The sequence below is a fragment of the Amycolatopsis nivea genome, assembly GCF_004522235.1.
In the GTDB taxonomy this organism is placed as follows: domain Bacteria; phylum Actinomycetota; class Actinomycetes; order Mycobacteriales; family Pseudonocardiaceae; genus Amycolatopsis; species Amycolatopsis nivea.
The window spans coordinates 14,535-33,559 of the sequence record NZ_SDLT01000028.1 but is presented as its reverse complement, the minus strand read 5'-3'; the positions used below and the strand labels follow the sequence as shown (position 1 = coordinate 33,559).

Annotated in this window: 18 protein-coding genes; 5 read left to right on the top strand and 13 right to left on the bottom strand. The window is 67.6% G+C overall.

The genetic code is table 11. The features are described from left to right. Positions 1 to 32: 32 nt before the first annotated feature. On the bottom strand, positions 33 to 635 hold the full coding sequence (locus EIZ44_RS28605) for a response regulator transcription factor (protein ID WP_037820278.1): 603 nt from the start codon (positions 633 to 635) through the stop codon (positions 33 to 35). Next, positions 632 to 1,765, bottom strand: coding sequence for a sensor histidine kinase (locus EIZ44_RS28600; RefSeq protein ID WP_205673340.1), 1,134 nt, complete (start codon positions 1,763 to 1,765; stop codon positions 632 to 634). Before EIZ44_RS28600 ends, EIZ44_RS28605 begins: the two co-directional genes overlap by 4 nt. 135 nt (positions 1,766 to 1,900) lie before the next feature. Between EIZ44_RS28600 and EIZ44_RS28595 the strand changes: the two genes are divergently transcribed. The 3 genes from EIZ44_RS28595 to EIZ44_RS28585 all read left to right on the top strand — a co-directional run bounded on the left by EIZ44_RS28595 (position 1,901) and on the right by EIZ44_RS28585 (position 5,205). Beyond that, positions 1,901 to 2,785, top strand: coding sequence for an ABC transporter ATP-binding protein (locus EIZ44_RS28595; protein WP_134732365.1), 885 nt, complete (start codon positions 1,901 to 1,903; stop codon positions 2,783 to 2,785). An 18-nt stretch (positions 2,786 to 2,803) separates the two neighbouring features. Continuing rightward, the gene (locus tag EIZ44_RS28590; protein ID WP_134732362.1) at positions 2,804 to 3,523 is read left to right on the top strand and encodes an ABC transporter permease; all 720 of its coding nucleotides are present in this window, start codon (positions 2,804 to 2,806) and stop codon (positions 3,521 to 3,523) included. Positions 3,524 to 3,687: 164 nt separating this feature from the next. Next, positions 3,688 to 5,205 carry an alpha/beta hydrolase gene (locus EIZ44_RS28585; RefSeq protein ID WP_167754306.1) on the top strand — a complete coding sequence of 506 codons (1,518 nt, stop codon included), beginning with the start codon at positions 3,688 to 3,690 and terminating at the stop codon, positions 5,203 to 5,205. A 41-nt stretch (positions 5,206 to 5,246) separates the two neighbouring features. On the opposite strand, the gene EIZ44_RS28580 is transcribed toward EIZ44_RS28585, so the two are convergent. From EIZ44_RS28580 to EIZ44_RS28550, 7 genes are all read right to left on the bottom strand, one after another. Then, positions 5,247 to 6,962 carry a S8 family serine peptidase gene (locus tag EIZ44_RS28580; protein WP_134732360.1) on the bottom strand — a complete coding sequence of 572 codons (1,716 nt, stop codon included), beginning with the start codon at positions 6,960 to 6,962 and terminating at the stop codon, positions 5,247 to 5,249. Positions 6,963 to 7,045: 83 nt separating this feature from the next. Continuing rightward, positions 7,046 to 8,044 carry an ABC transporter ATP-binding protein gene (locus tag EIZ44_RS28575; RefSeq protein ID WP_037820267.1) on the bottom strand — a complete coding sequence of 333 codons (999 nt, stop codon included), beginning with the start codon at positions 8,042 to 8,044 and terminating at the stop codon, positions 7,046 to 7,048. Further along, positions 8,037 to 9,062 carry an ABC transporter ATP-binding protein gene (locus EIZ44_RS28570; protein WP_037820264.1) on the bottom strand — a complete coding sequence of 342 codons (1,026 nt, stop codon included), beginning with the start codon at positions 9,060 to 9,062 and terminating at the stop codon, positions 8,037 to 8,039. The genes EIZ44_RS28575 and EIZ44_RS28570 overlap by 8 nt, the downstream gene beginning before the upstream one ends. Positions 9,063 to 9,067: 5 nt before the next feature. After that, positions 9,068 to 10,024 (bottom strand): ABC transporter permease, encoded by a 957-nt coding sequence (locus EIZ44_RS28565; RefSeq protein WP_037820263.1) that lies wholly within the window; start codon positions 10,022 to 10,024, stop codon positions 9,068 to 9,070. Continuing rightward, positions 10,017 to 10,943, bottom strand: a complete 927-nt coding sequence (locus EIZ44_RS28560; protein ID WP_134732358.1) for an ABC transporter permease — start codon at positions 10,941 to 10,943, stop codon at positions 10,017 to 10,019. The genes EIZ44_RS28565 and EIZ44_RS28560 overlap by 8 nt, the downstream gene beginning before the upstream one ends. 103 nt (positions 10,944 to 11,046) lie before the next feature. Continuing rightward, positions 11,047 to 12,675, bottom strand: a complete 1,629-nt coding sequence (locus EIZ44_RS28555; RefSeq protein ID WP_043836577.1) for a peptide ABC transporter substrate-binding protein — start codon at positions 12,673 to 12,675, stop codon at positions 11,047 to 11,049. A 194-nt stretch (positions 12,676 to 12,869) separates the two neighbouring features. Beyond that, a complete protein-coding gene (locus tag EIZ44_RS28550) occupies positions 12,870 to 13,823 on the bottom strand; it encodes a Ppx/GppA phosphatase family protein (protein ID WP_134732356.1) in 954 nt (317 codons plus the stop codon). A 180-nt stretch (positions 13,824 to 14,003) separates the two neighbouring features. Here EIZ44_RS28550 and EIZ44_RS28545 point away from each other — a divergent pair, with 180 nt between their 5' ends. Beyond that, on the top strand, positions 14,004 to 14,741 hold the full coding sequence (locus tag EIZ44_RS28545) for an oxidoreductase (protein WP_134732354.1): 738 nt from the start codon (positions 14,004 to 14,006) through the stop codon (positions 14,739 to 14,741). After that, on the top strand, positions 14,738 to 15,472 hold the full coding sequence (locus EIZ44_RS28540; protein WP_134732352.1) for an SDR family oxidoreductase: 735 nt from the start codon (positions 14,738 to 14,740) through the stop codon (positions 15,470 to 15,472). Before EIZ44_RS28545 ends, EIZ44_RS28540 begins: the two co-directional genes overlap by 4 nt. A 4-nt stretch (positions 15,473 to 15,476) precedes the next feature. Here EIZ44_RS28540 and EIZ44_RS28535 read toward each other — a convergent pair whose 3' ends face one another. From EIZ44_RS28535 to EIZ44_RS28525, 4 genes are all read right to left on the bottom strand, one after another. Further along, on the bottom strand, positions 15,477 to 16,370 hold the full coding sequence (locus EIZ44_RS28535; RefSeq protein ID WP_037820253.1) for a LysR family transcriptional regulator: 894 nt from the start codon (positions 16,368 to 16,370) through the stop codon (positions 15,477 to 15,479). Positions 16,371 to 16,418: 48 nt separating this feature from the next. Continuing rightward, on the bottom strand, positions 16,419 to 17,411 hold the full coding sequence (locus EIZ44_RS28530; protein ID WP_240691439.1) for a lytic transglycosylase domain-containing protein: 993 nt from the start codon (positions 17,409 to 17,411) through the stop codon (positions 16,419 to 16,421). 323 nt (positions 17,412 to 17,734) lie between these two features. Further along, positions 17,735 to 17,905 (bottom strand): hypothetical protein, encoded by a 171-nt coding sequence (locus EIZ44_RS44885; protein ID WP_167754305.1) that lies wholly within the window; start codon positions 17,903 to 17,905, stop codon positions 17,735 to 17,737. Between the two features lie 326 nt (positions 17,906 to 18,231). After that, on the bottom strand, positions 18,232 to 18,753 hold the full coding sequence (locus tag EIZ44_RS28525; protein ID WP_199818177.1) for a DUF501 domain-containing protein: 522 nt from the start codon (positions 18,751 to 18,753) through the stop codon (positions 18,232 to 18,234). Positions 18,754 to 19,025: the final 272 nt, after the last annotated feature.

Sequence of the window (19,025 nt, the reverse complement as noted above, 5' to 3'; positions counted from 1 at the left end):
GTGCCTATGCCGGTGCTCACCGGCATAGGCACTCACAACCAGTCGTGCTCCCGCGCATACCGCGCCGCCTCGTGCCGCGTTCGCGTCTGCGTCTTCTGCATCGCGTTCGACAGGTAATTCCGCACCGTCCCCTCCGCCAGGTGCAGCTGCGTCGCGATGTCCGCGACCGAATACCCCTCCCGCGTCGCCCGCAGTACGTCGATTTCCCGCACCGTCAATGGACAATCGTCCACCACGGCGAGCGCCGAGACGTCCGGGTCGATCCAGCGTTTGCCCTCGTCCAGCGTCCGGATCACCGCCGCGATGTGCGCCGGTTCCGCCGATTTGCTGACGAACCCCTGCACACCGAGCTTCAACGCCTTGCGCAGCACACCCGGCCGCGCGTGCCGGGTCAGCATCAGGATCACCTGCTCCGGCCGTTCCCGCCGGATCCGCGCGACCGCGCCCAGACCGTCCACATTGGGCATCTCCAGGTCGATCACCAGCACGTCCGGCCGATGCTCCACAGTGGCCCGCACCGCCGCCTCGCCGTCTTCCGCCTCCGCGAGCACGGTGATCTCGTCCTCCATCGGCAGCAACGCGGCCATCGCCTTGCGGAGCAGGGCTTCGTCGTCAGCTAGCACTACCGTCGTCATCGCTTCTCCGGGAAGGCCGCGGCCGTCACGAATCGGCCGTCCTTCTGCTCCACGGTCAATTCTCCGCCCTCGTCCGCCAGCCGGTCCGCCAAAGTGGACAGTCCACTCAGTACCGGTTCCTCGCGGTCGGGAACGCCGTCGTTGACGATGCTGATCCCCGTTTCGGTCAACGTGATCCGCACCTGCCGGGCCTGCGCGTGCCGCAGGATGTTCGTGGTGGTCTCGCGCAACACCTGGCCGAGCAGTTCGTCCGCCCCCGAACCGGCCTCCGCGAGCCGTTCGACCCGCACGTGGATTCCCGCCGCCTCGAAGAGATTCTTCGCGTTCTCCAGTTCCGCGGACAGATTGAGCCTGCGCTGGGCGTAAGCGAGTTCCTTGGTCTGCACGATGGTTTCGCCGACCAGGGTGTGCACTTCGCGCAATTCCTCTTGCGCGCGTCCGAGATCCCGGTGCAGCAGTTTCTCCGCGAGCGCGACCTTCAGCTTGACCACGTGCAGCGTGTGCCCTTGGATGTCGTGCAGCTCGCTGGCGAACCGGACGCGCTCCCGGACCACCGCCAGCTCGGCTTCCTTCTCCCGGGACTCCTCCAGTTCCACGACGAGGTCGTAGAGCTTCTGGCTGGCGAACATGAACACGGTCGACAGCGCCGCGGCCAGGGCCGGGGCGACGACAAAAGCGAGCAGCCGCCCGCCGACCTTGTCGTCGTACACCAGCAGGTTCGTCGCGCCGATCGCGCCGGTCAGCACCGCGAGGCCGACCAGTGCCGCGAACCGGTGCCGCACCAGCGGCGGGATCAGGAACGACCCGACCATGGTCAGTCCGTAGAACGCCGCGCTCTTGTCGCTGAGCGCGCCGGCGAGCCAGACGAACGCGGTGAGCACCAGACACGGACGCGCGACGCGGAGGAAATCGCCGGCGGTCCAGCGTTCCGCGGTCACCACGGCGGCCAGCAGCCCGATCACCTGGATGACGACGTGCCACCAGGTCTTCGACGCGAACACCACCAGCAGCAGCCCGACGAACACCAGCGGCGGCATCACCGTGATGAGGTTGAGCCGTCGCAGCCGGTCCTGGACCACGCTGCTGGCCCAAGCCGTGCGGCGAGTCCACGGAGGACGGATCTCGATCATGGTGCTCCAGCTTCGGCCACGGGATTCGGCCCCAGCATGCCGCAGCCGCCGAGGGCCCACCAGTGACGCAGTGTCATGTCTTCGGCTGACGTGGTCGCACTACTTCCGACCAGCGGATCCGGCTGGAATCGGAGCATGTCCACGACCCCAGTCATCGAAGTCGACCGCCTGAACCTCACTTACGGCGACTTCCAGGCCGTGCGCGATCTGTCGTTCCAGGTCGCTCGCGGCGAACTGTACGCGTTGCTCGGCACGAACGGCGCCGGGAAGACCTCGACGCTGGAGACCGTCGAAGGCCACCGCAAACCCAGCTCCGGCTCCGTGCGGGTGTTCGGAAAAGACCCGCGCGACCGCGCTTCGGTGCGTCCCCGGATGGGGATCATGCTGCAGGAAAGCGGCTTCTCGCCGGACCTGACCGTACGCGAGTCGATCCGGCTGATCGGCAGCCTGACCCAGCGCGACGACAACGTCGAGCGGCTGCTCGGCATCATCGACCTCACCCGCAAAGCCACCACCAGGGTGTCGCAGCTGTCCGGCGGCGAGAAACGTCGGCTCGACTTCGCGACCGCCGTGTACGGGACGCCGGACCTGGTCTTCCTCGACGAGCCGACCACTGGTCTGGACATCCAGTCGCGCGACGCGCTCTGGGACGCCGTGGACCGGCTCCGCGAGGACGGCACCACCATCGTCCTGACCACGCATTACCTCGAGGAAGCACAGCAGCGCGCCGATCGCATCGGCCTGATGCACCAGGGCACGCTCAACCGCGAAGGCACCGTCGCCGAACTGACCCGGACGCTGCCCGCGACCATCCGCTTCGGACTTCCGCCGCACGCCCCGGCGCCGCCGCTGCAAGCGACCCGCGAAGAGGACGGCCGGTTCCTCATCGAGACCTTCGGCCTGCAAAAGGACCTGCACACTCTGCTCGGCTGGGCAGCGGACTACGCCGTAGAACTAGCTGAACTAGAAGCCGGACCGACGCGTCTGGACGACGTCTTCCGCGCCATCAGCAACGCTTAAGCACCGAAAGGCTTTCCCATGCTCTCCATTGCCCGCGGCGAACTGATCCAGCTCTTCCGGAATCGCCTGGTGCTGGTCACCTCATTGATCCTGCCCGTCGCGTTCAGCGCTTTCTTCATCTCTCGGCACGAAACCTTCGCAAAACTCGGAAGCCTCGGATATATCGCAGCACTGACGCTTTTCTTCATTACCGCGATCGGCCTGTACACCACCACGGTCACCACTCTCGCCGCCCGGCGGCAGAACCTCTTCCTCAAACGCCTGCGCTCCACCGCGGCGAGCGACTCCGGCATTCTCGTCGGCCTGCTCCTGCCGATCACCGCGATCACCACCATCCAGGTCGGCGTCATCCTCGCCGTGCTCGGCGCGGTCACCGGCGCACCGAAAAACCCGCTGCTGCTGGTCGTCGCGGTCGTCGCGACCATCGGCATGATGGTCGCGCTCGGCCTGGCCACCGCCGGCCTCACGAACTCCCCGGAGCACGCCCAGGTCACCACGCTGCCCATCACGGTCGCGGTTCTCGCGGTAGCAAGTTGGGTCGGAATCACCGGAACCGAACAGCTGTCCCTGCTGAAACGCCTTCTTCCCGGCGGCGCGGCCACCGAACTCGTATTGAATTCCTGGAATGGCGGAAGCTCGGCAACCGACTCGCTAGTCCTGTTCGGCCCGATCGCGGCGTGGCTGATTCTCAGCGTCACGCTGGCGACCCGGCTATTCCGCTGGGAACCGCGCCGCTGACCCCTTCCCGTGCCGAGGAGATCGGAGTAACGTCGGCGGCGTTCTCGATCATCGAAGCGGCCGGGGGTCGGCCTGACCAGCGGTCGAACCATCCGTGAACACAGCTTTCGTGCATTTCCCTTCAGTTCCTGAGTTCGCTTGTTCTCAGCAAAGGACGGAAACCCGTGCGAAAACAATTGCTCGCCGTACTGGCGGCCGCCGCGCTGACGGCGACCGCTGTCCCAGCCCACGCCTCCCCGGCGAAATCCTCGGTGAACTGGGGCGCGTGCCCGGCCGACGTCGCGTCGCCCGGCTTGCAATGCGCGTCGCTCGAAGTGCCGCTGGACTACCGGCATCCCGACGGGAAGAAGATCAGCCTCGCGATTTCCCGCCTGCCGAGCACCGACCCGGCCAAACGGCGCGGAGTGCTGCTGTTCAACCCGGGCGGCCCCGGCGAACCCGGGCTCGCCTTCCCGTCGACCTGGGCGCGGATCGGAGTGCCCGCGAGCCTGCTCGCCGAGTACGACCTGATCGGCTTCGATCCGCGCGGGGTCGCCCACAGCACGCCGGTGAGCTGCGATCTCGCTCCGGAGCAACTCGCCTTCACCCCGAAATACGCGCACAACCGCGAAGAAGTCGTGCAGGCCTCGACGGCCGCCAAGCAGATCGCCCGGCAATGCGCCGCTTCGGCGTCCGCGGCGATCCTGCCCTACGTCACCACCGCGAACACCGCCCGCGACATGGACCGGATCCGCGCCGCGCTCGGCGAGCAGAAGATCTCCTACTTCGGCCTGTCGTACGGCACCTACCTCGGCGGGGTCTACGCCTCGCTGTTCCCGGACCAGACCGACCGCGTCGTGCTCGACAGCGTCGCCGGGCCGACCGGCGTCGACCTCACCACCGCCCGCCGGTTCGCCGAGGGAATGCAGGACCGCTTCCCGGACTTCGCGAAATGGGCCGCGGTGCGCCATCCGACCTACGGACTCGGCAGCACTCCCGCCGAGGTCACCGCGACCTTCTTCAAACTCGCGGACAAACTCGACCAGCACCCGGCCTCCGGCATCGACGGCTCGCTCTTCCGGCTGGGCACGCACAGCCTCACCTACCAGACGCTGACCTTCCCCAGGCTGGCCCAGACGTGGCAAGCCCTCCTCAACGACCAGCCCCCGCCCGGCTCGCTGCTGCCGCCCGCCACGGGGCAGGAACAGAGCGAGCGGGCGACCATGCTGTCGGTCCTGTGCGGCGACAACGCCTGGCCCCGGACGATTTCGACCTACCAGCGGAATGTCGTGGCGGACCGGGCCGCTTATCCGATGCTCGGCGGCGCGACCGCGAACGTCTGGCCGTGCGCAGCCTGGCCCTACCAACCACTGGAATCGGCCGTGCAATTCAGCGACCAGGGACCGTCAAACCTGTTGCTGGTCCAGAACATGCGCGACCCGGCGACCCCGCTGTCCGGCGCGCTGGACACCCGCGAAGCGTTCGGCGACCGAGCTCGAATGGTCACTGTGGACCAAGGCGGCCACGGCGTCGGACTCCCGTACCTGAACAGCTGCGGCTTCAACGCCGTCATCGATTACCTGGTCAACGGAATCCGCCCGACGACGGACAAATTCTGCGGTGCCGAAGCGACCGTCAAGTCGCTTACCCCGCAACAACAACAGGCAGCCGACAAGATCATGGACCGGCTGCGGAAGTACTGAAACAGGCGGTGGGGCGGAACACCCGCCCCACCGCCGCTCGTTCAGCGCAGGTACGTCGAACCCCGCGTCACCGCGGAATAGGCGTCCACCGAACCATGTCCGTAGAAACCGTTGAACGACGCGTCACCCAGGCAGGTCGCCGTGAACGAAGCGTCCCGGCCCTCCTTCAGGTAATCGACCGTTCTCGGCACGGGACACGCGATCGGCGCGGCCGTGCCTTCCAGCACCCGCTGCACCGCGTCCGGATCCATCGACGCGGAATGCCCGGTCTTCTTGCCGTACTGGGAAACGATCAGCGCCGCGACACCAGTCGCATGGGGAGCGGCCATCGAAGTCCCTTGCAGCCACTGGTAATAGCCGACCCGGCCGTCCGCCGCCGTCGCCTTCTGCACGCCTAGCGCGACGCCAGCCGGCGTCACATTGCCCGCCGCGTCAATGTTTCCTTCCGCGACACCCACATTGCGCGGGTACGTCGACAGGATCTCGTTCTCCACCGTCCGGTACCACGGCGTGCCGTAACCGTCCCGGAAATACCCGCCCGGCGCGGAAACGGAGATCTGCTCGGTCCCGTAGTTGGAGTAATCCGCCTTCGCCTGCGTCGGACCGAACGAGCCGACACCGATGGTGTGCGGACCTTCGACCGGCAGCGAGAAGCACGAGGAATTGTCGATCTTGCGCGGATGCGTCCCGTTCGCCGGGTAGTCCGGGCTCGTGACGTCGTCGTGCGGCGCGGCCATTTCGTCGTGCTGGTTGCCGAGCGCGACCACCATCGTCACGCCCTTGCGGTGCGCGTAGTTCAACGCCCGCGTGGCCGCTTCGATGATCGTGCGCTGTTCCGCCTGCTCGGCAGAAGAATCCGCCGGGTTCGAACGGCAGTTGTAGAGCCACGGGTCCACGTAGAAGCTCATGTTGACGACGTCGAGTCCGGCGTCGCCGGAATACGTCAGCGCGTCGACCGTCGGCTGGAGGAAGAAGTACCCGGAATCCTGTCCGGCGCGGACGTTCACCAGGGTCACGTTCGGCGCCACCCCGGACACGCCGAATCCGTTGGCAGCCCCGGCGATCGTGCCGGCGACGTGCGTGCCGTGGCCGTTGTCGTCGTGGTCCACCGGGTCGACGCAGCCGCGGTATTCGCACGGGCCGTCGACGACCGTGCCGTTGACGTCCGCGACGATGTCCTTGGTGAAGTTGCGCGAATCGGCTTTGTCGAAGTTCGGCGCGATGTCCGGGTGACTGCCGTCGACGCCGGTGTCGATGATGCCGACCTTCACCCGCTTGTCGCCCGCCTGCTTGGAGCGCGCGAGGTCGGAGCGAGTGGACTTGAGGCCCCAAAGCTGGTCGTCCAGCGGATCGGTGCCGACCGCCTTCTTCGCCGCGGCCTTGCGCGAAACGCTGCCGCGGCCTTCCTTCTCGACCGCGTCCGGCTTCTCCTTCTTGCCCGCCTTCGGCGCGCTGCCGATCGCTTTCGCCTTCGCCGCACCGAATACCGCGCGGTTCGCCGAAACCCGCTCAGTGAAGCCGGCAGCGGGCGCGGTGGCGGTGATGAGCCCGACCGCCGTGTTGGTCGCGACGATCGTGCCGCCGGCGTCGCGCACCGCCTGCTGCGCGGCGGCGACGCTCTGGCCGTCCCGCGCCAGCACGCTGAATTCCGTGACCGGTCCGGCCGGTTGGGCCGACGCCGCTCCAACGGCGACGCCGGACACCGCACCGAACAATGGCACCGCGAGTGCCACAGCGAGCAATCTTGGTCTTTTCACGAGTCCTCCTGACCGAAACCGACAATGCAACGTACATAGCGGACACTGCGCACGGCAATCGGCAAACCGGAGGAATCGCCAGGTTACGGAACCACCGACTTCTCCTCGGCGAAGTGACAAGCCGACAGATGCCCGTCCGTCCTCGGTTCCAGCTTCGGCACCTCGGTCGCGCAAATATCCGCGGCCTTCCAGCAGCGCGTGCGAAAACGGCAGCCCGACGGCGGATCGATCGGACTCGGCACGTCACCCTCCAGCCGGATCACCTGCCGCTGCCCGCGCACCGCGGGGTCCGCGACCGGCACCGCGGACAGCAACGCCTGGGTGTACGGATGAGACGGTCGCTCGTAGATCTCGTCCTCAGTACCGATTTCGACGATCTTGCCCAGGTACATCACCGCGACCCGGGTGGACAGATGCCGCACCACCGAGAGGTCGTGCGCGATGAACACATAGGACAGTCCGAACTCGCCCTGGAGTTCCCCGAGCAGGTTCATCACCTGCGCCTGGATCGAAACGTCCAAAGCGGACACCGGCTCGTCGCAGATGATCACCTTGGGCCGCAACGCCAGCGCCCGCGCGATGCCGATGCGCTGCCGCTGTCCGCCGGAGAACTGGTGCGGATACCGGTTCACGTGCTCGGGGTTGAGCCCGACCACCTCCAGCAGTTCCTGCACCTTCTTCGCCCGCGAACCCTTCGGCGCGACGTCGGTGTGGATCTCGAACGGCTCGCCGACGATGTCGCCGACCGTCATCCGCGGATTGAGCGACGTGTACGGATCCTGCAGCACGATCTGGATTTCCCGGCGCATTCGCCGCAATTCCGCGCCGCGCAGCTTGAACAGGTCGCGGCCCTCGAAGGTCGCGCTGCCGCTGGTCGGCTCCTCCAGGCGCATCAGCACCTGGGCGAGCGTCGACTTGCCGCACCCGGATTCCCCGACCACGCCGAGAGTTTCACCCGGCTGCAGGTCGAACGAAACGCCGTCGACGGCCTTCACCTGTCCGATGGTCCGTTTGAACAGCACACCAGTGCGCACCGGGAAATGCTTCACCAGTTCGCGCACGCTGAGAATCGGCTCACCCACGGCTCTCCACCACCTCCTCGGCGAAGTGACACGCACTGACCCGTCCGAACCCGAGCGCGTGCGAGGACGGCCGCTCGTCGCGGCACCGTTGCTCAGCCCGCTTGCAGCGCGGGTGGAACGGGCAGCCGGACGGAATGTCGAGCAGACTCGGCGGCAGGCCCTTGATGGTTTCCAGGGTCTGTCCTTTGAGGTCCAGCCGGGGCAGCGAATCCATCAGCGCCGCGGTGTAGGGATGCCCCGGCGAACTGAACAATTCCCGCACGTCGGCCTGTTCCACGATCCGCCCGGCGTACATCACCGCGATCCGGTCCGCGACCTCCGCGACCACGCCGAGGTCGTGCGTGATGAGCACGAGCCCCATCCGCCGTTCCCGCTGGATATCCGCGAGCAGGTCCATGATCTGCGCCTGCACGGTCACGTCCAGCGCGGTCGTCGGCTCGTCCGCGATGAGCAGATCCGGATCGAGCGCGAGCGACATCGCGATCATCGCGCGCTGCCGCATCCCGCCGGAGAACTGGTGCGGGTAATCCTTCACCCGCCGTTCCGCGGCCGGGATCCGCACCAGGTCGAGCAGTTCGACCGCCCGTTTGCGCGCATCCTTTTTGGACATGCCCAGCCGGACGCGCAGCTGCTCTTCGATCTGGAACCCGACGGTGAACACCGGGTTCAACGCCGAAAGCGCGTCCTGGAAGATCATCGCGATCTCCGCGCCGCGCACCTGCCGGCGACGGTCCGCCGACGCGGTGAGCAGGTCCTCGCCGCGATACCGGATCGACCCGCCGGTGATCACGCCCGGCGGGGTGTCGAGGATTCCCATGATGGTCTGCGCGGTGACGCTCTTGCCGGAGCCCGATTCGCCGAGCACGGCGAGGGTTTCCCCGGCGTGCACCGAATAGCCGACGCCGTTGAGCACGTTGGCCACGCCGTCGGAGGTGCGGAACTCCACGTGCAGGTCTTCGACCTCGAGCAGCAGCTCGTGCTCCGTCGTCGGACCAGGTGAACTGGACACTGTGGACATTGCGGCTACCTCGACTTCGGGTCGAGCGCGTCGCGGATACCGTCGCCGAGCATCACGAACGCGAGCACGGTGATGGTGACGAACGCACCGGGGAACAGGAGCATGTGCGGGACCGCGCGGAAATAGTCGCGCGCGTCGCTGATCATGACGCCCCACGACACCACCGGCGGCCGCACGCCGATGCCGAGGTACGCCAGCGTCGCCTCGGCGCCGATGGCCGCGCCGAGCGCGATCGTGGCGTACACGAGCACCGGCGCGAGCGTGTTCGGCAGCAGGTGCCGGAACACGATCCGCGGTGTGCTCGCGCCGAGCGCACGGGCCGCCTTCACGTAGTCCAGCTGTTTGGCCACCAGCGTCGCGGACCGCATGATGCGCATCGCCACCGGCCAGGTCAGCACTGCAATCGAGCACACCACCTGGACGATGATGGTGACCTGGCCGGGATTCGTGCCGGGCGCGTTGAACGTGGTGAGGATGACGATCGCGCCCAGCACGAACGGCAGACCGGCGAAGATGTCACCGAGCCGGGACAGCAGGCTGTCGACGATCCGGCCGTAGTAGCCCGCGACGATGCCGATCAACGATCCGAAAAGGACAGTCAGCAGCGTCGCGAAAACGCCGACCAGGAGCGATGCCCTGGCTCCGTAGATAGTCCGCGCGTACACGTCGTAACCCTGGTTGTCGTAACCGAACCAGGCGTCCGCGGACGGGCCTTCGTTGGCGTGGGTCAGATCGTTGTATCCGGCGGGGCGGTGCGAAAACAATCCCGGCGCGATCGCGATGAGCACGATCAGCAGGATGATCACCGCGGAGATGACGAACGTCGGCTTGCGGCGCAGTTGCCGCCACGCGTCGCCCCACAGACTGCGCGGCTTCTTCGGGCCGGCGTCGGCCGAGCTGTCCACATGCGACAGCTGTGCCGCGTCGACCCCTCCGCCGCCGACGAGATTCGGGTCAGTCATAACGGATCCTCGGGTCGAGAACGGCGTAGAGCAGGTCCACGATCAGGCTCATCAGCAGATACACCAGCACCAGCAGCACGACGACGCCGACGACGGTCGCGCTTTCCCGGTTCTGGAGGCCGCGGAAGATCAGCCCGCCGAGACCGTTGATGTTGAACACGCCCTCGGTCACGATCGCACCGCCCATCAGGGCGCCGAGGTCGGTGCCGAGGAAGGTCAGCACCGGGATCACCGAGTTGCGCAGCAGATGAATGCCGATGACGCGGCTGTTGGGCTGTCCCTTGGCGATGGCGGTGCGGATGTAGTCGGCGTGCCGGTTCTCCGCGATCGACGTTCTCGTCAGCCTCGCGACGTAAGCCATCGAGAGGCTGCCGAGCGCGACGCCCGGCACGATCAGCTCGCCGAAGCTCGGATCGTCCGAAACGCTGGCGTCGATGATGCCCAGGTTCACGCCGAGCACGATCTGCAGCACGATCGCGGTGACGAACACCGGAAGCGAGATCAGGAACGTGGTCGAGACCAGCACCAGGTTGTCGAGGAAACCCTTGCCGCGCAAGCCGGTCAGCACGCCGGCGCTCAGTCCGATGACCGCCTCGATGAGCACCGCGACGATCGCGAGGCGCAGCGTGATCGGGTAGGAGGTGGAGATCAGCTCGCCGACCGAGGAGCCGTTGAACGTCTCGCCCCAGTCGCCGCTGAACAGGCTCCCGAGGTATTTGAAGTACTGGACGAACAGGTTGTCGTTGAGGTGGAACTTCTCGGTCATCAAGTCGATATAGGCCTGTGGGCAGGCTTGCTGACCGCATTTGCCGGAGAACGGGTCCCCGGGCACGGCCCACACCAGTGCGTAGATCAGGAAGGTGGTGCCGAAGAACACCGGGATCAACTGGAGCAGGCGGCGCAGGACGTAGCGAATCATGCGTGGTTCCTCAGAGTGCGCGCCGGGCTCGTGAGCGCCGCGCCTGCTTGTGGCCGGCGCGGGCGCTCACGAGCCGCGTGGTGGAAACGGACGAGTCAGCGCATCACTTCTTGAGGACCTCGACCGACGAGTAGTCCGCGCGGCGGCGGAAGTCGAGGACCACGGTCTTCGTGTGCTTCGACTTGGCCGCGACGCCCTTCTCGTCCCACACCGGGATCGAGGGCAGGTCCTTCGCGATCAGGTCCTCGGCCTGCTGGTACAGCTTGACCGCGGCGTCCTTGTCCGCCGTCGAGTCGGCCTGCTTCAGCAGAGCGTCGACCTGCGGGTTGGAGTACGTCGAGTCGTTCGACGAGGCCCCGGTCCGGTAGAGCGGGTTGAGGAAGTCCTCAATGGACGGATAGTCCGCCGACCAGTCCGAACGGCCCATGCCGGTCAGCTTGTGCCCGGTCACGATGCTGCGCCACTGGCCGAAGTCGGTCGCGGGCACGAAATCGCATTCGACGCCGAGCGTGTTCTTGATGCTGTTGCACGCGGCCACCAGCGGTTCCTTGCGGCCGCCGTCGGCGTTCGAGGCGATGGTGAGCTTGCCCTTGAACCCGGACTTCGCGAACAGTTCCTTCGCCTTCGCCGGGTTGAACTTGCAGTACTCGCCGCACACGCCCGGCCGGAAGCCCGCGATGCCTTGGGAGACATAGCTGTCGGCGGGAACGTAGGTGTCGTGCATGACCGTCTTGGTGATCTGCTCGCGGTCGATCGCCATGGAGATCGCCCGGCGCAGGTCGAGGTTGTTGTAGCCGGGCACGTAGTACGGCACCGCGATCGTGCTGATGCCGAGCAGGTGCCCGGTGACCAGGTTGTCCTTGAGGTCGGTCTTGTACTTGTCCGCGGTGAGCGCGGACGGCGGCAGCGTCTCGATGAAGTCGAGCTTGTTGCTCAGCAGGTCCTGGTAGGCGGTTTCCTGGCTGGCGTAGATCTTGACGTCCAGGTCCTTGAACTTGACCTTGTCCGGGCCCTGGTAGTCGTCGAACCGGGTCAGCTTGATGTCGACGTTCGGCGTGCGGCTGACGAACTTCATCGGCCCGTTGCCGATCGGGTGCTTCGCGAACGCGGCGGGGTCCTTGAAGAAGGAGTCCGGCAGCGGCGCGAACGCGGTGTAGCCGATCTTGGTGGTGAACACAGAGAACGGCGCGTCCAGGGTCACCTGGAACTCGTAGTCGCCCTTGACCGCCAGGCCGGACATCTTGTCCTTGGTCGGCTTCGCCGCCTTGTCGGCCGGGTGGACGTCGGCGTAGCCCGCGATGTTCTCGAAGAACGTGCTGTTGATCTGGCCGTTCGCCGAGTTGGCCCCGTAGTTCCAGGCGTCGACGAAGTTCTTCGCCTTGACCTCGGTGCCGTCGTGGAACTTCCAGCCGTGCTTGATCTTGATGTCGAAGACCTTGGAATCGGTCGTGGTGATCGACTCCGCCATCAGGTTGTACGGTTCGCCGCTGTCGCCCTTGTACGCGACGAGCCCGGAGAACATCGGGTCGACGGCCTTGGAACCGCCGAGCTCGTTGGTGTTCGTGGGGATCAGCGTGTTCTGCGGTTCCGTGCCGTAGACCGTGAAGGTCCCGTTCGGATCCGCTTCTCCCGACGACCCGCTGCTGGATCCGCCGCCCCCACAGGCGGTCAGGAGCAGTGACAAGGTTGTCACGACTGCGGCCGCGCTCCAGAGCCTGGATGAACCCCGCATGTCCCCTCCGTTTCTCGCGTCCGAATAGCGAGATGGAGGCTAGCTGGATCAGCGCTTCGTAACCGGATCACCGGGTTGCACCTGAATAACAACACCGTTCATCACCCGGTCAGCTCACAACTAACTGCGCTTGATGACTTTCGGTGGTTTTGGTACGGGTGCGCGCGGCTGGTGACCCCGGCGTTGCGGAGCGTTCAGGCGAGCGACAAAGCGATGCCGTCCAGGATGTCGTGCTCGCTGACCACCAGCTGGTCCGGACCACCGCGCGCGGCGAGTTCCTCCGCGAGCACCTGGACGACGACCGCGCCGCCGCCGATCACGTCGACCCGGCCGGGGTGGATCACCGGGTTCTCGGCACGGGTCGTGCGGTCGGCCGCGAGCAGTTGTCCGGCGAGCTGGTCGATCTCGCCGTGCGACAGCTTCGACAGGTGGACGCGCTCGGAGTCGTACTCGGGCAGGCCGAGCGAAACCGCTGACAACGTGGTCACGGTGCCGGCGACGCCGATCCAGGTGCGGGCCTTCGCGACGTCCACGATGTCGAACGCCTCGGCGAGGATGCCGCGGGCCAATTCGCGGGCGGCGGCGATCTCGTCGGCGGTCGGCGGGTCGCCCTTCAGCGCGCGCTCGGTGATCCGGACGCAGCCGATGTCGACGGATTTCGCGGCGATCACCTCGGCCTCGCGGCCGTTCCAGGTGCCGAGGACCAGTTCGGTGGAGCCGCCGCCGACGTCGACGACCACGAACGGCCCGTCGTCCGGGTCCTGCTCGCCGACCGCGCCGGTGAAGGACAGCCGGGCTTCCTCGTCGCCGCTGATCACCTCGGCCTCGACGCCGAGCGTTTCGCGGGTCATCGCGAAGAACTCGTCGCGGTTGCTCGCGTCGCGGGTCGCGGAGGTGGCGACCATGCGCACCTTCTCGACGCCCTTGCGCCGCGCGGCGACGGTGTAGTCCGCGAGCGCGGCGCGGGTGCGTTCGAGCGCTTCCGGCGCGAGCCTGCCGGTGGCGTCGACGCCCTGGCCGAGCCGCACGATGCGCATCTCGCGGTGCAGGTCGCGCAGGTCGACCGTGCCGTCGTGGCGCGGCGTCAACTCGGCGACGAGCAGACGGATGGAGTTGGTCCCACAGTCGATCGCAGCTACCCGAGGCATGTCCCCGACCTTACTTGGTCTCCGGCGCTTCGCAGGCGAGGCGGGCATAGGCGGGCCCTATGCCCCCTCGCCGACATTTGGTCTTTGCCTTTCCCGCTTTTCCGGCCGTACGGTTGACGTGTTCGCCGCATTTCTGTTCGCGGCGGTTTTTCTTCTTCTTTTATCGAGAGGTTTAGTGGCATGCCCGATTACGGGATTGCGGGAAAGCGCGCGGTAGTCACCGGCGGTTCCCGCGGAATCGGCGCGGCGATCGTGGCGCAATTGCTGGCCGCGGGCGCGACCGTGCTCACCACCGCCCGGTCGGCGGGTCCGGTGCCGGAAGGCGCGTCCTTCGTCGAGGCCGACGTCCGCACCCAGGCCGGCGCCCAGACGGTCGCCACCGCTGCCCAGGAGGTCCTCGGCGGCGTCGACCTGCTGGTGCACAACGCGGGCGGCGCGCGTCCGCATCCCAGCGCGCTGTCGATCCCCGACGACGAATGGCAGGACGCGCTGTCGGTCAACCTGCTGGCCGCGGTCCGACTGGACGCGCTGCTGGCCCCGGGCATGCGCGACCGCCGATCGGGCGCGATCGTGCACGTCTCCACCGCCGCGATCCGTCCGCCGTTCCCGCCGTTCCTGCACTACGTGGCGGCGAAAACGGCGCTGGAGGCCTACAGCCAGGGCCTGGCCGCCGAGCTGGCCCCGTCCGGCGTCCGCGTCAACACCGTGTCCCCCGGCCGGACCGCCACCCCCGGCGGTGTGGCGACGCGCGAGCAGTGGGCGAGCCAGTCGTCCGGCTTCGCTCTCCCCGACGTCCCGCTCGGCCGCGACGGCGAACCCGACGACATCGCCAACGCGGTGCTGTTCCTGCTGTCCGACCAGGCGAACTGGCTGACCGGAAGCGGACTGGCCGTCGACGGAGGCGAATACCCGCGATGAATGCTTATCAGGGCAAAACCGCGGTCATTACCGGCGGCAGCACCGGAATGGGTTTCGCCACCGCGAAATTGTTCGCCGACGGCGGAGCGCGGGTAATCATCACCGGCCGTTCCCCATCCCGCCTGGACGCGGCTTTGGCTCAACTCGGCGAGGATGCGCTGGCTGTCCGCGGCGATGTGGCGTTGCTCTCCGATCTGGACGCGCTGGCCGCCCAGGTGCCCGGCCCGGTCGACGCGCTGTTCGTCAACGCCGGGATGGCCCGGACGGCACCGTTCGCGTCGGTCACCGAGGAGCAGTTCGACGCGGACTTCGCGGTGAACGTCAAAGGCGCGTACTTCACCGTGCAGAAGCTCGCGCCGCTGCTGCGCTCGGGAGCGGGTGTCGTGCTGACCACGTCCACGGCGAACGTCATGGGACTGCCGGAAACGAGCGTCTACTCGGCAGGCAAGGCGGCGCTGCGTTCGATGGCCCGCACGCTCGCCGCCGAACTGCTCCCGCGCGGCATCCGGGTCAACGCGATCAGCCCCGGTCCCATCGACACCGAGATCCTGGAAGCCGGGATGTCGGCCGAGGAAGCCGCGCAGTTCAAGGCCGCGCGAGCCGCCGCGAACCCGATGAAACGGCTGGGCACCCCCGAAGAGATCGCCCGCGCCGTCGCGTTCCTGGCCTTCGACGCCACCTTCACCACCGGCATCGAACTGGTCGTGGACGGCGGCGACACGCAGCTCTGAGTTTTCAAGCGGCCGGAGACACCGGCTGATACCAGGTTTCCTGCCGCAGAAACTCGAGCAACGCCATCTCCGCGGGCCCCGCTCCAGGCCGGACCGCCGCGACGACGGGCTGGGACACGACCGGAAACACCGGCCGGACGAGGTGCTCATGTCCTTCGGGCACCGCCGACGCCGGAACGAGCGTCACTCCCAGCCCGTGCGCGGCCCACCGCACCGCCGTCGAGGTCTGCGACACCCGCGCGACCGCGGTCGGCTTCAACCCGTTGTCGCGCAACACTTCGGTCAGGAATCCTTCGAGCGCGCTGGCCGGGTCGAACCTGATCCACTGCTCTTCTTCCAGCTCCCGCAACGCGATCCGGTCCTTCTTGAGCAACCGGTGGCTGGCGCCGAGGACGACCACGAACTCCTCGTCGCCGAGGTGGTGTCCCTCGTACAGGCCCTCGTCGCACGCGGAGCCGAGCAACGCGAGATCCAGCACCCCGCGCCGGGCAAGCTGCTCCAGCTCAGCCGGATTCGGCTCCTCGAAAACGGTCACCGCCAGCCGCGGATACTTCCGCCGCAACGCGGCCAGCGCCCCCGGCAACTGCCGAGTCCCCAACCCCATCTGCGCCGAAACGAGCAACTCGCCGGCCAGCTCGTCCGCCCCCGCCCGCGCGGTAGCCTGCGCCCGCCGCGCGGCCCGCACCGCGACCTCAGCGTCCCGAAGAAACGCCCGCCCGACGACGGTCGGCACGAGCCCGGTGGGCGTACGGGAGAAGAGCTGCACGCCGAGTTCCCGCTCGAGCCCCCGAATCTGCTGCGAAACGGACGGCTGAGCGACGTGCAGCACTTCAGCCGCAGCGGTCACCGACCCCGCCTCGGCGACCGCCAAGGCGTACTCGAACTGACGAAGACTCATCGTCTCCCCTGCGGTGTGGCGAGGTTTGCCATCGAGGCTACCTGTTTGTCAGCCAGTAGCTGTGGCACTGCCCGAGGGATTGCCGTTCGACGACGAGGTACAGGTCGAAGTCGTCGACGGCGGTGTCGAGGTTGACGTGGTCGAGGTACTGGATCCGCAGGTCGGAGTGCTGGATTCGGTACTCGGCGCACCGGAGGTACTGCCCGGAGGCGTCCCGCTCGGACTGTTCTGCGGCGGCAACCCAGTAGGCGTCACCGACGGACCCCCCGTCGCAACCGGCGGCAAGTCGGTAGTCCTCGGCCGCTCCCCCGGACTCGCAGGCGGCGCGGAACTGGCGGTAGCCGGAACCGGACTGTCCGGCACCTGCGCGACGCCCTTGCGGTAGGCCTCGGCCCAGAGAATGACCGTGGTGACGTAGGCGTCGGAGTTGTTGTAGCGGTAGATCGCGGTCCTGAGCTGATCCGGATTGGCCAGGTCGAGCCCGCCGGAGCAGAGATAGCGTGCCGCCGCGAGCGAGGAGTCGAAGAGATTGCCCGGGTCGGCTTTGCCGTCCCCGTTGCCGTCCGCCGCGTAGGTCCGCCAGGTCGCGGGGATGAACTGGAACGGACCAACCGCGCGATCCCACACCGGATCCTGGTCGAGAACGCCATGATCGGTATCGGGAATCGCCGCGAACGGCCCCGTGCCATTGAGCTGCGGCCCAAGAATCGGCTGAAGCGTGGTCCCAGCGGCGTCGACGTACCCACCACGCGCGTGATCCGACTCGATCCGCCCGATACTCGCGACGAGCGCCCAGTCGATATGACACCCCGGCTGCTCTTTCCCCAAGACGTCCCCCGCATGCCGATACGCAGCAAGCGCAGTAGCCGGAATCCCGAGCGGCCCGTCCGGAAGGTCATACGCAGGCAGTGGAACCGGTGCAGGCGCGTCAGGCAACCGCCCGTCGACGGCGACGCCGCGAATGCCTGGGTCGTACCCCTGATCAGGCATAACGTCCGCCGAGCGCACGACGGGCATCCGCCCGACCCAGCCGACGACCACGCTCGCGCCTACGGTCGCCGGAAGGACTCCCAGCAGCCCGGTGAGCACTGCGACCGCCGTGCGATGCCGCGACGCCACCCGCCGAGCGCGATAACGCCCCCGCCGAGCCCGGATTCGGGCGCGGCCGATCAACCGCGCCTTCTCCGGCGGGGGTCCGATGAGGGGTGGGGTTCTTTTGGTTCGGGCCGGGTTCGCCTGAGTTGCTACTTCTTCGGCGGCTAGCTCCGTGCTGCTTTCACCGTCCGCCGCGTCGGCGATTGCTTCATCCGCGACGTCACCGTCGCTTCGTTCGCCCCTTGCGTCGGCGGCAACCGCTTCGCCAGCTAGTTCACCGCCGTCACCCGCGCCGACAGCTCCAGCAGCCACCTCGCCGTCGCTGCTCTCGCCACCTGCCTCGCCATCAGCAACACCGCCGCCAACCGATTCGGCGAGACCGGCTTCATCACCAGCCACCTCAGCACCAGCAGCCGCCGCACCGTCGGCAACCCGCTCACCCGCGCTACCGGCAACCCGCTCGCCCGCCCCGTCCGCGCCTGGCTCGCCCGCACCGTCCTCGATCGGCCCGTCCGCCCCGTCCGCGACCGGCCCGCCCCCACCGTCCGCGACCGGATCGGCCCGACTCTCCGCAGCAGGAGACCCCTCAGCGCGCACCGATCGCCGAGATCTGCGTGGCACCCGCACTTTCCGCCCCTCCCCGGCCCGCCCGGCGGTGCACTCGGGCTCGCCTGCTCGGTGTGAAGCTCCGGTGCGCGCCGCGAAGCATTCCCACCCAGGCGGGCACCGGCCTCTGCTGTGCCTATCCGCGCCCGAGACCGGAGCGTTACCCGGCGCAGTCGCCCGTCGGCCAGCCCTGTTCGCGGACCCAGGCGAGGGTCTCGTCGCCGAACGGGTTCACCCCGGGTCCGGCCGCGAGCGTGTGCGCGAGGTGGACGTGCAGGCATTTCACCCGCCCGGGCATCCCGCCCGCGGTCACCTGGGTGCCGAGCGACTCGATGGCATCCCGCTCAGCGAGGTACGTCTCGTGCGTGCGCTGGTAGGTCGCCGCGAGTTCCGGGTCGGTGGTGAGCCGTTCGGTCATCTCCTTCATCACGCCGGACGCTTCCAGCGTGCCCACCATCGACGTCAACCGAGGGCAGGTCAAGTAATACAACGTCGGGAACGGCGTGCCGTTCTCCAATCGCGGACTGGTCTGGACCACCGAAGGATGCCCGCTGGGACACCGCGCGGCCACCGCCCGCAAAGCCCGCGGCGGGCGTCCAAGCTGCTGCGCGATGACCTCCCGGTCGGCATCGGTGACGGGCTCGAATCGGGGTGTCTCCGTGCTGCTGTTCACGCTCTCCAGGCTAATGCCGCCGTCCGGCCACCCCCTCGCGACCTCCGCCGAAACGGCCGAGTTGTCCACAACCGGCACACCGTGTGGACAACTCGCCGCATCTCCCTCCGCCGCCCTTCCGATGTGGTTAGCGTGGAAGGCAGTCGAAGCTTCGCCACGAAATCAAGCCGTCGGAGAGAAAGGAGAATCAGAAACGCCGATCGAAGATCAGAGCCTCAAGCACGGCGCCCGTCAACGGTCACGCCCAAGGCTCAACTCGCCGCGACAGCGATCAAGCATCC

Bases quoted from the DNA above. Each gene is read 5' to 3' on its own strand.
- EIZ44_RS28605 (WP_037820278.1), bottom strand. From the start codon at position 635: ATGACGACGGTAGTGCTAGCTGACGACGAAGCCCTGCTCCGCAAGGCG.
- EIZ44_RS28600 (WP_205673340.1), bottom strand. From the start codon at position 1,765: ATGATCGAGATCCGTCCTCCGTGGACTCGCCGCACGGCTTGGGCCAGC.
- EIZ44_RS28595 (WP_134732365.1), top strand. From the start codon at position 1,901: ATGTCCACGACCCCAGTCATCGAAGTCGACCGCCTGAACCTCACTTAC.
- EIZ44_RS28590 (WP_134732362.1), top strand. From the start codon at position 2,804: ATGCTCTCCATTGCCCGCGGCGAACTGATCCAGCTCTTCCGGAATCGC.
- EIZ44_RS28570 (WP_037820264.1), bottom strand. From the start codon at position 9,062: ATGTCCACAGTGTCCAGTTCACCTGGTCCGACGACGGAGCACGAGCTG.
- EIZ44_RS28565 (WP_037820263.1), bottom strand. From the start codon at position 10,024: ATGACTGACCCGAATCTCGTCGGCGGCGGAGGGGTCGACGCGGCACAG.
- EIZ44_RS28560 (WP_134732358.1), bottom strand. From the start codon at position 10,943: ATGATTCGCTACGTCCTGCGCCGCCTGCTCCAGTTGATCCCGGTGTTC.
- EIZ44_RS28555 (WP_043836577.1), bottom strand. From the start codon at position 12,675: ATGCGGGGTTCATCCAGGCTCTGGAGCGCGGCCGCAGTCGTGACAACC.
- EIZ44_RS28550 (WP_134732356.1), bottom strand. From the start codon at position 13,823: ATGCCTCGGGTAGCTGCGATCGACTGTGGGACCAACTCCATCCGTCTG.
- EIZ44_RS28545 (WP_134732354.1), top strand. From the start codon at position 14,004: ATGCCCGATTACGGGATTGCGGGAAAGCGCGCGGTAGTCACCGGCGGT.
- EIZ44_RS28540 (WP_134732352.1), top strand. From the start codon at position 14,738: ATGAATGCTTATCAGGGCAAAACCGCGGTCATTACCGGCGGCAGCACC.
- EIZ44_RS28535 (WP_037820253.1), bottom strand. From the start codon at position 16,370: ATGAGTCTTCGTCAGTTCGAGTACGCCTTGGCGGTCGCCGAGGCGGGG.